The organism is Campylobacter sp. RM12637 (assembly GCF_020137645.1).
GTDB lineage: Bacteria > Campylobacterota > Campylobacteria > Campylobacterales > Campylobacteraceae > Campylobacter_E.
Map to the genome: position 1 here is coordinate 1 of NZ_JACGAV010000018.1, position 15,579 is coordinate 15,579.

A 15,579-nucleotide genomic window follows, 5' to 3' on the forward strand; every position below is an offset into this window, starting at 1 on the left:
GATACAAATTGATAGATAAATTTTTATTTTATTTAATATAGGAATTTATCTTAAATATTTTTAATGTAGTTTGATAAGAGTTATTTCTAAAATGCTTTATAAGATGATTTAGGAAATGATTATAGTATTATTTTTAGTGTAATAAAAAAATAGCTTATAAATTAGTGGATTTAGTGATTGATTGAATTGTTGGTGCGGTGTTAATATAATTAATAAGATTTATAATAGCGGCTTAGCCTTGCTTATTAGATTTAAATTGAGTTGTTAGTAAATTAATTTTTTAGATTAATAATATAACTTATAAATTTTTAATCTAAAGGGTTAGATTAAGGCATAACAATAGTATTCCAGAATAAAAAAGCGTATATGAAAGAACTAATATTACAAATTTAAAATAATAAAGAAAATTTTCTATAAAATTATAATATATGTGGTTTTTATCTTTTGGTTTATATTCTTTTGAAATTACTTTAAAATAACGAAAGTAAAATACACATTTAAAGAAAAGTTTAGCATTAAATTTTTTATACGGGTAAGCTTCGCATAAGAATGCAAATCCTACAACTATCATAGCAAGAAATACTAGTTTCATAAAATCCTTTCAGTAGTATTTACAATACTTAATTAATCAAACCAACTATAACGCTTTATATTATTTTTTTCTAAAATTTCAATAAAATTTTTAATTTCATCTTTTGTAAACATATTTTGATTTATATGTATCGGAAATTTAAATTTCTTAAACCTAACTACTATATTATTATTAGTAATAGAAGTAAAAAACCAATAATCTTTAAATTTTCTATAGTAAACCTTTTGAGTGCAAAACTTTCTCTTAATTATGAAAAAATCTTCATAACAAATAACCGTTTTAATATCAATTGCACAAAAAAAATGATAAGGTATAATAGCAACTATAATAAAACCAATAATATTTGCTAAAAAATTATCTAAATCTATAAAACATATTCCAATCAGTAAAGTTGCTAAATCCCATATAAAAACAAATATATAATAAAGAGATACGAAAAAAGATTTTTTTCTATTCATTATAAAAATAGGTTCATTGTTGTTTTGCATAATATTTTCCTATATTATTTATTTTATTTTAAAAATAAGCTTTCCTTTAAGTTTTACCCTACAGCTTTTAACCTATTATATTCTCTATACTCTCAATTTTTATCATTATTTATTCTTTAGTTTAAAGAATTTGAATTAGGATTTATATTTATTTTGTTTTATAAATTGTAAGGCAAATAAAATAATAAAAGAAATAGCTAATAATATTATACTAAGCTCATTTGCTTTATTTAAATCTAGTGTTTCTAATGCTTCAAATACGGCAATAGAAGCGACTTTTGTCTCTCCTGCTACGCTACCGCCTATCATCATTACTACACCAAATTCTCCCATAGTATGAGCAAAACTCATAACACTAGCACTTATTACACTAGGGATTATTAGCGGCAAACAAAGGCGAAATATTATATTAGCTTGAGATTTTTCAAGTAATTTAGCTCTATCAAAAAGATTTTTAGGCAAAGCATTAAACGCACTATAAATAGGATTAAACATAAAAGGCATAGAATAAATTATTGAAGCAATCAATAAAGCCTTAAAATTAAAAACAAGTTTAATATCAAAATTAGCCAAAAATTGCCCTAAATAATTATTAGGACTTAAAAGCACTAATAAATAAAAGCCTAAAACGGTAGGGGGTAGCACAAGTGGCAATGAAATTATGCTTAATAGTATTTTTTTACCAAAAAACTCTTTTTGGCTTAGATAAAATGCAGGATATAAGCAAATAAAAAATAATATTATAGTAGTTACGAAAGATAACTTAAGTGATAAGAAAATTGGTGTTAATTCTTGCATAAAAACTCATTATTCTGGATTTTTTCTATAAAAAATTCTTCTTTATTAAGACATTTTTCAAAACTACCATTTTTTACAAAATATATTTTATCAGCAAGGGCATTTATTTCAAAACACGAATGAGATACAAAAATAATTGTTCTTTTGTAGTCTTGATTTATTTTTTTAATTAGTTTTATAAGTGCTATTTTGTTACTATCATCAAGTGCGCTTAAAGGCTCGTCTAGTAGTATACATTTTGCATTTTTACTTAAGGCGCAAATTAATGCTAGTCTTTGTTTTTGTCCTCCGCTTAGAGTGCTGATTTTTTTAGTTTTGTGCTCTTCTAAATTAGCTAGTTTTAATAATTCATCGTAAAAATTACTTGTATTTTTATCTAATTTTTTACCAAGAATATATTTTAAATCATCTAAAAGAGTTTTAGTATTTGTAAAAACTAGATTTTCATATACATTAAAATTATCAAATAATGTGCAATCTTGAAATAAAAAAGCAATATCTTTTAGCAAAGGCTTATTAATAAGCCCAGCTATTAATTTTAAAATAGTGCTTTTACCACTTCCGCTATCACCAAACAACGCGATAAGTTCTCCATCATCAAAGCTTAATCTAGCATTTATTTTAAAGTCTTTAAAATCGTGTTTTAAATCCAGCTCATTCATAGCCATATTTATTAAAAATTTCCTTTGCATCAGGGCTTAATATAAAATCATAAAACACTTTAGCATTTTTTTCTTTACTTGTAATTATCATACCTTGTAAAATTGGTTCGTATAATTTATCATCAATTTTTAATATGTTTTCATCACTAAAACCCAATTCTTTAATTTGCTCTACGCTAGACGCTGCTACAAAAGCATAATCACAAGCTTTTGTAGCTTGTAGTAATGTTGCTGAAATATTTGTAGCCGTTATTATGTTTGAACTATTTGGAATTTGATTTAATACTTCTTTAGCTGCTTTTCCATAAGGAGCTGTGTTTGGGTTTGCTATAGCTATACAAGATGCGGTTTTTAAATCATCTAAATTAGGCTTTTTTTTAGCTGAAAATAATATTAGCTTTCCTTTTGCATAAGTGATTGCTTGATTTTTAGTTAATTCTTCTAAATCTTTAGCAAATTCCATATTTGCAGATAAGAATACATCATAATTTGCTCCATTTTTAATTTGTGCGTTAAAGCTACCACTAGCACCTGTATTGACATTAAGTTTTATATCTGGGTGTAGTTTTTCAAATTTTTGCTTTAATTCGTTTAGTGGATAGCTTATATTTGCAGCTGCTGCGATATTTAAAGTATTTGCTAATGCAAAAGAACTTAAACTTAAAAATAATAATGCTTTTTTCATACTTACTCCTTTAAAATATAAAAAATTATATATTAAAAAATCTTTAACAAAACTGAATTTAAAAGCTTATTATATAAAATAATATATAATAAATTAATTTTTTATTTTAATATTACAATTATTAAAAAATGCTAGTATTTTGCCTTTTAATTTATTTAAGGAGAAAATATGAAAAAAATATTTTTAAGTTTAGCAGCAATTAGTGCTTTAATAATTCAAACAGGCTGTGATGATAAAAAAGAAGAGCAAAAACCAGCTCAAGAGCTTAGTCAAAATGTAAAATCAAGCACTGAAGAAGTGGCTAAGAAAATAGATACAATTGTAGATAATGTGGCAACAAAGGTTGATGAACATATAAATACTGCTGCAAATCAAGTTGAACCTATGATAAATTCTGCAGTAGATAGCATCAGTGATACTACAAAAAGCGTTGCTAACAATTTAAAAGAAAGCACTAATGAAGTTGCAAATACGATAAAAGAAAGCACAGATAGTGCAGCTAAAGCAATTACTGATGGTATTGATAAGGTTAGTAGTAGTGTTGAAAATGTTTTAAAAACTGATGCGGCGACTTTATTTAAAAAATGTATTGCCTGTCATGGAAAAAATGCAGAAAAATTAGCTCCTGGGGCTGAAGTTGTAATAAATACTTTAAGCGAGAGCGAAATTTATGAAGCTTTAAGTGGATATAAGGCGGGAACTTTTGGTGGTAAATCTCAAAAAACTATGCAATTACAAGTAAAAAATCTAAATGATGAAGATTTTAAAGCTTTAGCTAAATACATTAAGACTTTATAAGATAATTAAAAATTAGGAATTTGAAATTCCTAATTTTATTTTATGATTATTTTGTAGTTAATAATATTTTTAGAAGTTTTTTTGCACTTTCAACACCAGGTTGATCGTAAGTGCTAATGCCTATCATAAGCCCACAAGCACCAACTAATAACTCATAATAGTATATTAAATATCCGATATTATAAGCACTTTTGCCATCAAGCTCAATTAGACTTGTTTCTATTCCTTCAGCTTTTATCGCATCAAGACACGATTTGCTTTGAGCATAAAGTAGCTCATCTAAACTATGTCCTACGCTTTGATTTTCAAGATTTTCAAGTCCTTTTATGTGCTTTATTTTGGGGCTATTTGGATTTGGTTTTATACGGATAAATTCTACGAATTTATCTTTTGGCCCTTCAATTATGAGTTGTAAAAACGAATGCTGGTCTTTTGGTCCTATTAGACTAATTGGTGTAAGTCCTACGCGTTTATATTCTTTAAATTTCCCAAGACTTTCGGCTACAAGCTGAACGAACCATTCGTTAAAATGGCGTAATTCTTCACAATAAGTGAATAAAACATAATTTTTATTTATCATTTTTGTGCTTAGCGTGTAGGCTAGATTAAGTATATGTTCTTTTGTTTTTTGCTCGTTCATACAATCTTTAGCGCCTTTGATAAGCTCATCAACATTAGCCCCTGCTAAAAATAACGGCACAAGTCCAACATTACTAAGCACTGAAAATCTACCGCTAACATTTTCTTCTATATCAAAATGCGTTATTTCATTTGTCTTTAAAAACTCATAAAATTTGGTATTTTGCATACAAATTCCTATTAAGTGATGCTTTAAATCATCTACATTTAAACCTAAAACATCAAGCAAAATCCTAAAATAACTTATACACTCAATTGTATTTCCAGATTTTGATACTAATATGAAAAGCGTTTTTTCAAGGTCAATTTTTTCTAATATTTCATTAAAAAGAGTGCTTGAAATATTGTCTAAATAATCAATATTTTTTATCCCCAAAAAACTCGTAATCGCCCTAGTGCCAACACTACTTCCACCCATTCCAATAACTATAAAATGACTTTTGTTAGCAAATTTTTCTTTTACTTTTTGAAGTTTTGAAATTCCTAAATCAAATTCTAAAGGCAAATCATAAAACCCAACTTCGCCACTTTGCCTTTCTTCATTCATTCTTTTTAGATAAAGGCTTATGTTTTCTTGCGAAGTTTTTTCAAAATACTCTTGATAGGTAATCATTTGTAATCTCTTTCATAAAAGTATTTAGTCGCCTCAAAAAAACCTTCTACACTACCACAATCAAATCTAAGACCACTAAATACTAATCCTATACATCTACCTTCTTTTGCTTGAGTATTAAGAGCATCAGTAATTTGAATTTCTCCACCACGACCAGGTTTGGTATTGTCTAAAATATCAAAAATATCAGGGGTTAGAATATATCTTCCAATAATTGCTAGATTTGTTTTTGCGTCTTTTGGGTCTGGTTTTTCAACCATATCTGTGATTTTGTAAATATTATCTTCTAATTTTACGCCTTCAATAATCCCATATTTTTTAGTATCTTTATTTGGAACTTCCATAAGTGCAACAATACTGCAACGATATTTTTCATATGCTTTTACCATTTGGCTCATTACACCACAAGCATCATTTACACACAAGTCATCTGCTAAAATTACCCCAAAAGGTTCATTACTAACCATATTTTTAGCACAATTTATCGCATCACCTAATCCATTCATTTTTCTTTGTCTAGTAAATGTGAAATTACATACTTCCATTTGTCTACGAACATCATCAAGTAATTTTTCTTTTTCACTGCCTTTTATTGCGTCTTCAATCTCATAAGATATATCAAAATAATCTTCTAAAGCTCTTTTTGTTCTGCCTGTAATAATACCTATATTTGTAAGTCCTGCTTCAATAGCTTCTTCCATAGCATAGTGTATTAATGGCTTATCTAAAATAGGTAGCATTTCTTTAGGTAAAGTTTTTGTTGCAGGTAAAAATCTAGTTCCATAACCTGCTGCTGGAAATATGCAAGTTTTTATCATCTTTCTTCCTTTTTGCTAATAAATATTAAAAAAGTTTAGCAATAATGCGTTAATTTATATTTACATAAGGATTTTTATGCCACTAATATCAATAATCCTACCAACTTATAATGTTGAAAAATATATTGCAAGAGCACTTGAAAGCTGCATAAATCAAACTTTAAAAGATATAGAAATAATAGTAGTAGATGATAAAGGTCAAGATAAAAGCATTGATATTGCAAAAGAATTTGCAAATAAAGATAGTAGGATAAAAATTATTGATAATATAACAAATAAAGGCACTTATGAAGCTAGAAATATAGGTGTAAGAAATGCTAACTCTGAATTAATTATGTTTTTAGACCCAGATGATGAATTAGAACTTAACGCATGTGATATTGCTTTAGAAAGTATGAAATCTAATATTGATATGGTTTGCTTTAGTGCGTTTTCTATTATAAATAACCAAAGTTCTTATTTTATCAAGCGTGATAATAAGCTTCTAGGTAACATTGAGTATATGCAAGAAAAAAGCATATGGAGTATATGCGCTAGGGTGATTAAAAAAGATTTATTTTTAAAAGTGATTGAAATTATAGGAAAGCACAATAGGCTGGTAATGGCAGAAGATGCTTTAATAAGCTATGTTTTGGCAAATATTTGTAATAGGATATTGCTAAATAGTAATATTGTTTATAAATATTATGAAGATATAGAATCTATCACTAAAAGTTATGATAGTGAAAAATATAAAGCAGTAGAGTATTCATATTTTAAGGTAATAGAACTTATAGATAATATTTCAAAAATGAACGATTTTAATAAAAACTATTCAGAATATTGTAAAAATAAATTATTAGCTGAATATTATTCATATTCAAGAAGAATTTATAAAAAAAAGAATATTTTAAAATATTTAAAGCTAAAATTAATTAGTATTAAGCAACAAAAGCTTGTTAAGTTATCATATGAAAGGTTAAAATGCCACTAATATCAATAATCCTACCAACTTATAATGTTGAAAAATATATTACAAGAGCACTTGAAAGCTGCATAAATCAAACTTTAAAAGATATAGAAATAATAGTAGTAGATGATAAAGGCCAAGATAAAAGCATTGATATTGCATATGAATATGCAAATAAAGATAGTAGGATAAAAATTATTCATAATAAAGAAAATTTAAAATTACTTCATGCAAGAGCTGAAGGGGTAAAGGTAGCTACAAGTGAATTGATTATGTTTTTAGACCCAGATGATGAATTAGAGCTTGATGCTTGTGAGATTGCTTATAATAATTTTGATAAAAATTATAATGTTTTAAGATTTGGATATAACTTAATAGATTTTCCAAAAACACAGCCTCAATCTCTTAATATTGCAAAAAGCTATGATGAAGTTATTGAAGGTATAAAACAATTAGAGTTTTTTGATTTTACTATGTGGGGAATGTTATTGAAAAAAAAATTATATTTACAAGCATATCAATTTATTCAATATCATTCAGTAAAAAAAATTAATTTTAATGAGGATGTAATATTTAATTATGTTTTAATTAGTATTATTAATAATTTTAAGTATATTCCAAATAAACTTTATAATTATTATTACAATCCAACATCTCTTACTAAGGTAGATAATATAGAAAAGTTTAAATTAGAAATAGAGTTGTTTAAAAAAACAATAATATTTTTTGAAACATTACAAGAGCAATTTCCTAATGTTTTTAATAAAGAAATTACTAATTCATATATATATCACTTTTATTTGTTTATATATATTAGAGAAAAGAAGATATTAAAGCAAACTAACAATAAAATTATGTATTTTTTTAAAAATCAATTATTGAAAAGTAGATTGAAAAAGCAATTTCTTACATTTATAAAAAATAAAAAAATATTATATAGGTATTATAAAAATAAATTTTTTCAAACAAACAATAAAAAATATTTGAAAAAAATGAAAAAATTAGGTTTACTTTATTTGTTTAAATCTTTTGTTTTAGAAATAAAGACAAAAAAGATAAAAAAACAATTAATAGAGTTTATAGAATTTTATTTTTATAAAAAAAGAAAAATACTAAAAATTATTCAAAATAATTATCATAGTTTGGTTGTAATTCCATCAGAAAGTTTAAAAACTATTGAAAATGCAGGTATGACAAATATTGAGCAATATTATAATCCAAATAAAGTGTTTAAAAACGTATTTTTATTAAGCCCTAATGAAAAAGGTTTTAAATATAAACATGGAATGTATATTTTTGGGGTTAGTAAATATACTTATAAGCTTATGCTAAAAATTATAAAACCAAAATTAGTAAGGGCTTATGGTGGGTACTGGGCTTCTACTTTTGCAGTAAAAAATAAGGTTGATAATATTCCTGTAGTTTGTAGTATTCATGATAAAAGAGATAGTTTTATTTATGATGAAGTTGTTAATTCAGACTATGTTTTTTATACTTCTTATGCTGTAAAAGACATATTAATAGCAAAGGGTGTAAATGAAAACAAAATGCACTATTTACCTGATAGAGTAAAATTAACAGATTTTTATAAAGTCAAAGAACTAGATGGTAAGCCTTTGGTGTTTCAGGATGGTTTTAAATATATTTTGACAGTTGCTAGAATGTCGGATGAGAAGAATTTAGAAACAATAATAAAGGCCCTTAAGCATTTACCAAGTAATTATAGATGGATACATATAGGTAGAGGGGACTTAAATTATTATTTAAAATTATCTCAAGAATTAGATGTGCTTGATAAAGTAATCCATATTGATAGTGTAAAAAATAATGAATTAAAATATTACTATTCTTTTGCTGATTGTTTTTGTTTGCTGAGCAAAAGTGAGGGTTTTGGGATAGTATATATAGAAGCAGCTGCTTGTGAGTGTAGTATTATAGCTTCTAATATTTCCCCAATTAATGCAAATTTTAAACATAATGAAAATATTATTTTATTAGATAATTATTTTGATGATATAAAAACAGCAGAAATTATTAAACAAGTATGTGAAGAGCCAAATTCAATATTAATATCAAATGCTAAAAATAATATTAAGCAATTTTCCGCTGATATTGTTGATGAGATGGAATCAAATTATTATAAGCAAATTATTCAAGGAAAATTAAAATGCCACTAATATCAATAATCCTACCAACTTATAATGTTGAAAAATATATTACAAGAGCACTTGAAAGCTGCATAAAACAAACTTTAAAAGATATAGAAATAATAGTAGTAGATGATAAAGGTCAAGATAAAAGCATTGATATTGCAAAAGAATTTGCAAATAAAGATAGTAGGATAAAAATTATTGATAATATAACAAATAAAGGCACTTATGAAGCTAGAAATATAGGTGTAAGAAATGCTAACTCTGAATTAATTATGTTTTTAGACCCAGATGATGAATTAGAACTTAACGCATGTGAAATAGCTTATAATAATATGGTTTATAGGGGGGGGGTATATTATAGTTGATATGCTTTGTTTTAATTTTTGCAAAATAACAAATAAAGACAAAGTATTTGAAAATATATTTATTGATAATATATATAAAACGAAAGATTTTATACAATATATAATTAATATAAATAAATGTTATTGGAATTTATGTAATAAAGTTTTTAAGAAAAGTTTATATTTAAACATTTTAAAATTTAATTTAAACAACATAATTATGGCAGAGGATGCTTTATGTTTTTTTACACTATTAAACTATACTAATACTATAAAGACATTAAAAAATAATCTTTATCTATATTATCAAAATAATTTAGATTCTTCAACGATAACAAATGATTTATTAAAATTAGAACGCGCATTAAATGATGAAAAATATGTAATTAATATAATAAATGATTTTAATACTATAGACATCAATATAGTCAAATTAAAAAACAATATATTAAAAAAATTAAAGAATTATCATAATGAAAGAAAAATGATATATTATAATCTGAAATTTCCATATATTAAAAGTATAATAAAAATATTTTACAAAACAATAAAAAAGTGAAGGTCTAAAAATGCAAAAAGTAGCAAGTTTTTGGTATACAAAACTAGGAAATAAAGGAATATCACAACTTGAAATTTTATGTATTAAATCCTGGCTAGATAATGGATTTGAATTTAATCTATATACATATAATTTAGATGATAAGATTTTTAATTATTTCAAAAATAACTTTTCAAACTTTAAACTTCAAGACGCTAATGAAATTATTAAATTTGAAGATATGTTCAGTGATGATAGGGGTGTTGGAGTTGCTGGATTTAGTGATTATTTTAGATTTAAAATGATTTATATAACAGGAATTCCTTGGGTAGACTTGGATATGATATGTTTAAATAATTTTTCTATGGATAATGATTTTATAATTATTAAGGAAAAACTTAAAAACAAAGATAAATTTTACCAATCAATTACAACATCATTGCTTAAATTTCCAAAAAAATCGGAATTTGGAAAATACTTAATAAAGGAAAGTGAAAAATTAATAGATAATAGAAAAGTTATTCCTTGGGGAATTATAGGTCCTGTTTTTTTAAATGATGCATGTATTAAATTTGGTTTAGATAAAATAGCGTTGGATTATAAAGAAACTTGTCAAGTATCATGTTATGAAGTAGAAAAATTTGTATTAAAAAATACAAATTTAGATATTAGTCAAAAATGTCTTCATTTATATAATGAGATGTGGCGTGGTATGGGTATAAATAAAAATAATATATATAATAAAAACTCAATATATGAAAAATTAAAAAATAAGTACCGAGTGTATGAGATTTTAGATGATTTAAATTTAAAAAGCACAAAAAATTATCTAGAAATCTTAAAAATTTTATGGAAATTTTCAAAAATAAGAGTTTATGTAAGAAATCCAAAAAGAATATTAAAAACACTTACTTTAAGAAAATAATATAATTATTTATATATTTGTATATATTTAACATTATATATTGCTATTGTCTTGTGTTTTTAATATAAATAATCAATAAAGTTACAATATTTGCAAAAATATATTTCTTTGGTAACGAAAGATTTAGTGACAATATTAACAATTGGCAAAATGATAAACAACATTATAAAAAACATATAAATTCTCGTATTAATAAAGCCATCAATGAAGGCACAAATATCATTACTATTGATAATATGGAAAAAGAATTTAATAAATTTATTAAAAAAGTAGAAGATTATGACCTTAAAGCTTATAAAGAAGCTTTAAAATTAGATATTAGAGAATGAATGTATTTTAATTGTATTTTGAACATTATCAAATAAATTGCAGGTTTGTATTAATAAACTTAAAGTATTCTAAAGAAAAGGTAAAAATATGAAAAATATAAAATCAGCAATTTACACAAATGAATTAAATATAATAAATATTGAAGCAATGATGTCAAAGGGCTTACCTGCCTTTAATATCGTAGGATTAGCAAGTACGAGTATTAAAGAAAGCGTAGATAGGATAAAATCAGCTTTTGCTAATCTTGATGATTTTACAATGCCTTGCAAAAAAATCGTAATAAATCTAAGCCCATCAGATATTCCTAAAAATGGTAGTTATTTTGATTTAGCAATTGCACTTTTAGTATATTTTTATGAAAAAGATTTAGATAATGATTATTATGTATTCGGAGAGCTTGGGTTAAATGGGGATATTAAAAGCACTTCGGGGCTTTTTTCTATTTTATTGTTTTTAGCTAGATTTAAGCCAAATTCTAAGGTCTTAGTGCCTAAAGACTTAGCAAATGAAGTTAGTTTGATTTATAATTTGCAGTGTTATGCTGTCGGGAATTTACTTGAAGCTTTTGAGTTTTTTACTAGCGAAGATAAAGAAAAATTCAGAATAAACTATAATGAAAATATTTTTAATTCTTTAATCAAAATCAATAATAAAAGTTATATAAAAAATACAAATTACCCACTAGATTTTATAGACATTAGGGGGCAAGAACAAGCAAAATTAGCTTGTAAAATAGCAGCTTTAGGAATGCACAATATTATGCTAGAAGGCTCACCTGGAAGTGGTAAAAGTATGTGCGCTAAAAGGCTAGTTTATATAATGCCACCACTTAGCGTTGATGAGATTTTAGAAAATAATGCTTATAGGAGTTTAAATGGCGAGAAGCTTGATTTTTCGTCTATTAGAAGTTTTAGAAGTCCGCATAGAAGCTCAACTATTAGCTCAATTTTAGGTGGTGGGACTAAAAATGCTAGGATAGGCGAAATTGCTTTGGCAAATAATGGGGTTTTGTTTTTTGATGAATTTACTTATTTTAATAAGCAAATTATAGAAAGCCTAAGAGAGCCTTTAGAAGATAATTTAATCAATATCTCAAGGGTTAATTCAAAAATATCTTATAAAACTAAATTCTTATTCATATCAGCCTTAAACCCTTGCCCTTGCGGAAATCTTTTTAAAAAAGAGCAAAATTGCAAATGCCTTGAGCGTGATATTATAAGGTATAAAAGCAAGATTTCAGAGCCGATTTATGATAGAATTGATTTATATGTGGCAGTTGATGAGGTTGATATGAACGCAAAAGCAAGTGTTAGTAGCAAGGATTTAGCTGATGAGATTTTAAAGGCTTTTATCTTTCAAAAAGAGATAAGAAAGCAAGATGAATTTAATGGTAAATTAAGCGATGAAGATATTAAAAAATACTGCATTTTAGAAGATAGTGCAAGAGATATTTTTAACAAAGCTATTAATAATTATCATTTAAGTGCTAGGGCTGCTAATAAGGTTTTAAAGGTTGCTAGGTCTTTGGCTGATTTTGAAGAGAGATTAAAAATAAACGAAAAAGATATAAAAATAGCTTTATCTTTTAGATATAGAGCAAAACATTAGATTTTGATTTTAAATTCTTTAGTTTTAAAGAATTTAAAATTAGTAGTTAAAGTTAAATCAATAATCTAACAATTGATTGTCACATATAATACTTTTCATACCTTTTAAAGCAGAGAATAAACAATTTTTCTTTTTGTTATATCAATGGCAATTAAATTATATTTTTCTAAACCAAGATTTTCTTTAGATATAACTTCATTAAAATCTCTTTCAAGTTCTTGAATTAATTTTTAGCTTTTTGTATTGTTGATACTAAGTTTTGATAAGAGTAATTTATTTCATCTTTTTTTGTTAATTCATAATAAGCGTCCAATAAGGTATAACAAGCTTTGAAATTATTTATTATTTCGTGCTTTTTGGCAAATTTTTGTCCCATATTTTTTAGTATTTTTAGCTCCTTATTTTGCTTAAAAAATTTTTGTGATTATAAAACAATCAATAATTAAATTCCTTAAAAATTGGTTTTAATAATTTATTTTTAAGCTTTTATTAAGAGTGGGGGGGGGTATTATTATATTTTTAAAATTATTTTAGGAGATATTATGAAAAAATTAGTTTTTTCGTTAATTTGTGTAAATGCTTTTGCAAGCAATTTTGTTGGTTTTGGTTTTTATGGTTCGAATGTTGAATCAGATGTTGAATTTAATGTAGATAATAAAAATCTTTATAGCTATGAAATTTATACGAATAAATTTTATAGTGAAGGTGAAAGTAATTTTGTATATGATTTAAAATTAGATTATTCACATTATAAAACTGATTATAAATATATAGATGAAAATATAGAATTTAAAGGTAATTTTAAAGCAAAGTTGCTTAGCTTACAGGTATTAGCTGGATATGGAGTGTTAGTTAGTAATGATGTATCTTTATCATTTTTAGGTGGTTTAGGTTATGAAAATTTAAAAGTAACTTTTGATGATGAATATATGAAGATTTATAATCTTGCTATAAAAATAGAACCTAACTTAGCTTTTGATATGAAACCAAAATCAATGTTTTTAAAGGCTGGTGTTGCTGCCAGAAAACAATTTGAGAATAATTTTACAATGAGTGGTGGTGTGTATCTTAAATATTTTGCAAAAAAAGTAGATTTTACAAAACGCTTTTCGCCTGAAGTTGATTTAAGACTTGGTTATACTTTTGCAAATAATACTTATGCAGGAGTAAAATTTGGCTATGAAAATACTTTAATCGGTCATGGTGGTAAAGCTGGTTTTGAACTAGGCTATAAATTTTAAAATTTACTCAAGCCTTTAAAGGTTTGAGTAAAAATATTTTAATAACCAATTAGCTCTACATAAACTTGCTCTTTATCATCTGTGTAATAAGTTTTATATTTTATTGTAGTTTCGTTTTCTCCACCATTCACAACTATGCCTTTTATCTTACCATCTGTTATTTTACTGCTTAATTCATTTGGCATAGTTGGATAAATAAATTTCAAATCAGCATTACAATATCTTGCTCTATCATCTTCGTTTTTTAGTGTTACAAAGCTAGAAAAATCCATCTTAACATTACTGCTTACATATTTTATTATTTGATTTAATAAATCAATTACAGGTTTATAAGCATTTGCTGCGTAGCTTTCGGCAAAATTACCATTATATGAATAATCATAATCTTTAAACTCTCGCACTTTAATTATCGTATTTTCTACTTCATCTTGAAATGCTTTAATAACGCCATATTTAAATATTACTTCAGGAGCATTTTCTCTTATAAGCTCTTCTAGGGCTTCAAGTGCTGCTTCATCATTGCATTTTGGTGTATTATCAAAAAAAGAAAAATTAAAAGCACTTAAATATGTGCTTAAAAATAAACTAATTATTATTTTTTTCATTGTTACTCCTATTATCTTCAAATATTTTTGTAATAGCTTGAGAGATATTTTCATTATTTGGGTTATTGTCTAATATAAATAATTTTAAAAACTCAACGCCAAAATGCGATGGGAAAATAAAATAACAATCATTGTGAAAATTATCCTTAGGAAAATGATTTGTCCTTATGCCTATTGATAATTCACCCTTATTTGTCTGTGCTTCTCCGACTACTACTTCAAAATATTTATCTTTATAAATTAGTTTGAAAGGATAGTTTTTACTATCAATAAAAGGCTTTTTAATTTGCATTTCTTGCCCTTACTAAGTCTATGATATTATTAACCTTTTCTAAGTTTTTATTTCTTAAAATTGCACCTATTATAAATAAATCAAATAGGCACCAAAAAGCAATGAATTTGTCTAAATCTAAAATACCCGATATCTCTGGATTTATTTCCTTGAGATTAGATGCTATTATTAATAAAATTAATTTCATACAACCTACCGAAAACATATTAATTCTAAACCAAGCTACACCATAACAACCTAATAATAGATTATAAAGCCAAAAGCAAGTAACAGGACTATCAAGCTTGTCTTTTTTTAGTATTGTAGCAACTTCGTTAAGCTCGGTCTCGCTTAAACTTTCTAGTTTTTTTAATAATTCTTCATTACTCATAATAGGTTCTGATGACTTTATATTTTTTATGAGAAATTTTCTAAATCTACCTATTTTTTTAGGCAACTTGTCTTGAATTGAAGAGAATAAAATCGTCGCATTCATTTTTAATCCTTTTAAAATAAAATAAA

At 25.2% G+C, this 15,579-nt stretch carries 16 protein-coding genes and 1 pseudogene; 8 read left to right on the forward strand and 9 right to left on the reverse strand.

Annotation, left to right across the window (positions count from 1 at the left end):
- Nucleotides 1-624: 624 nt before the first annotated feature.
- From AVBRAN12637_RS08095 to modA, 4 genes are all read right to left on the reverse strand, one after another.
- Nucleotides 625-1,080 (reverse strand): hypothetical protein, encoded by a 456-nt coding sequence (locus AVBRAN12637_RS08095; protein ID WP_336615650.1) that lies wholly within the window; start codon nt 1,078-1,080, stop codon nt 625-627.
- Between the two features lie 135 nt (nt 1,081-1,215).
- Entirely contained in the window at nt 1,216-1,878 is a 663-nt protein-coding gene (gene modB, locus AVBRAN12637_RS08100; protein ID WP_214149822.1) for a molybdate ABC transporter permease subunit, read from the reverse strand.
- Nucleotides 1,866-2,546 carry an ATP-binding cassette domain-containing protein gene (locus AVBRAN12637_RS08105; RefSeq protein WP_336615651.1) on the reverse strand — a complete coding sequence of 227 codons (681 nt, stop codon included), beginning with the start codon at nt 2,544-2,546 and terminating at the stop codon, nt 1,866-1,868. Before AVBRAN12637_RS08105 ends, modB begins: the two co-directional genes overlap by 13 nt.
- Complete coding sequence (gene modA, locus AVBRAN12637_RS08110; protein ID WP_214118250.1) at nt 2,533-3,225, reverse strand: molybdate ABC transporter substrate-binding protein; 693 nt, start codon at nt 3,223-3,225, stop codon at nt 2,533-2,535. The genes AVBRAN12637_RS08105 and modA overlap by 14 nt, the downstream gene beginning before the upstream one ends.
- A 168-nt stretch (nt 3,226-3,393) precedes the next feature.
- Between modA and AVBRAN12637_RS08115 the strand changes: the two genes are divergently transcribed.
- Complete coding sequence (locus AVBRAN12637_RS08115) at nt 3,394-4,023, forward strand: c-type cytochrome (RefSeq protein WP_336609142.1); 630 nt, start codon at nt 3,394-3,396, stop codon at nt 4,021-4,023.
- A 46-nt stretch (nt 4,024-4,069) separates the two neighbouring features.
- Here the strand turns inward: AVBRAN12637_RS08115 and AVBRAN12637_RS08120 are convergent, their stop codons facing one another.
- On the reverse strand, nt 4,070-5,275 hold the full coding sequence (locus AVBRAN12637_RS08120; RefSeq protein ID WP_336615652.1) for a glucose-6-phosphate isomerase: 1,206 nt from the start codon (nt 5,273-5,275) through the stop codon (nt 4,070-4,072).
- A complete protein-coding gene (gene galU, locus AVBRAN12637_RS08125; RefSeq protein ID WP_214118246.1) occupies nt 5,272-6,093 on the reverse strand; it encodes a UTP--glucose-1-phosphate uridylyltransferase GalU in 822 nt (273 codons plus the stop codon). Before galU ends, AVBRAN12637_RS08120 begins: the two co-directional genes overlap by 4 nt.
- Nucleotides 6,094-6,169: 76 nt before the next feature.
- Between galU and AVBRAN12637_RS08130 the strand changes: the two genes are divergently transcribed.
- The 7 genes and pseudogenes from AVBRAN12637_RS08130 to AVBRAN12637_RS08155 all read left to right on the forward strand — a co-directional run bounded on the left by AVBRAN12637_RS08130 (nt 6,170) and on the right by AVBRAN12637_RS08155 (nt 14,181).
- Nucleotides 6,170-7,066 carry a glycosyltransferase family 2 protein gene (locus AVBRAN12637_RS08130; RefSeq protein ID WP_336615653.1) on the forward strand — a complete coding sequence of 299 codons (897 nt, stop codon included), beginning with the start codon at nt 6,170-6,172 and terminating at the stop codon, nt 7,064-7,066.
- Nucleotides 7,057-7,428, forward strand: a pseudogene (locus tag AVBRAN12637_RS09845) (glycosyltransferase family 2 protein); the annotation flags it as partial. The gene AVBRAN12637_RS08130 and the pseudogene AVBRAN12637_RS09845, both read left to right, overlap by 10 nt.
- Before the next feature lie 96 nt (nt 7,429-7,524).
- Nucleotides 7,525-9,219 (forward strand): glycosyltransferase, encoded by a 1,695-nt coding sequence (locus AVBRAN12637_RS08135; protein ID WP_442862437.1) that lies wholly within the window; start codon nt 7,525-7,527, stop codon nt 9,217-9,219.
- Nucleotides 9,210-9,560, forward strand: a complete 351-nt coding sequence (locus tag AVBRAN12637_RS08140) for a glycosyltransferase family 2 protein (protein ID WP_336615655.1) — start codon at nt 9,210-9,212, stop codon at nt 9,558-9,560. Before AVBRAN12637_RS08135 ends, AVBRAN12637_RS08140 begins: the two co-directional genes overlap by 10 nt.
- A 548-nt stretch (nt 9,561-10,108) precedes the next feature.
- Complete coding sequence (locus tag AVBRAN12637_RS08145; RefSeq protein ID WP_336615656.1) at nt 10,109-11,002, forward strand: hypothetical protein; 894 nt, start codon at nt 10,109-10,111, stop codon at nt 11,000-11,002.
- Between the two features lie 417 nt (nt 11,003-11,419).
- Entirely contained in the window at nt 11,420-12,940 is a 1,521-nt protein-coding gene (locus AVBRAN12637_RS08150) for a YifB family Mg chelatase-like AAA ATPase (protein ID WP_214149829.1), read from the forward strand.
- A 542-nt stretch (nt 12,941-13,482) separates the two neighbouring features.
- Nucleotides 13,483-14,181 (forward strand): hypothetical protein, encoded by a 699-nt coding sequence (locus AVBRAN12637_RS08155; RefSeq protein ID WP_336615657.1) that lies wholly within the window; start codon nt 13,483-13,485, stop codon nt 14,179-14,181.
- A gap of 38 nt (nt 14,182-14,219) precedes the next feature.
- Here AVBRAN12637_RS08155 and AVBRAN12637_RS08160 read toward each other — a convergent pair whose 3' ends face one another.
- From AVBRAN12637_RS08160 to AVBRAN12637_RS08170, 3 genes are read right to left on the reverse strand one after another with little or no spacing between them, the layout of a single operon-like run.
- Nucleotides 14,220-14,786, reverse strand: coding sequence for a hypothetical protein (locus AVBRAN12637_RS08160; RefSeq protein ID WP_336615658.1), 567 nt, complete (start codon nt 14,784-14,786; stop codon nt 14,220-14,222).
- On the reverse strand, nt 14,767-15,078 hold the full coding sequence (locus AVBRAN12637_RS08165; protein ID WP_336615659.1) for a hypothetical protein: 312 nt from the start codon (nt 15,076-15,078) through the stop codon (nt 14,767-14,769). The genes AVBRAN12637_RS08160 and AVBRAN12637_RS08165 overlap by 20 nt, the downstream gene beginning before the upstream one ends.
- Nucleotides 15,068-15,553, reverse strand: a complete 486-nt coding sequence (locus AVBRAN12637_RS08170; protein WP_336615660.1) for a hypothetical protein — start codon at nt 15,551-15,553, stop codon at nt 15,068-15,070. The genes AVBRAN12637_RS08165 and AVBRAN12637_RS08170 overlap by 11 nt, the downstream gene beginning before the upstream one ends.
- Nucleotides 15,554-15,579 lie beyond the last annotated feature (26 nt).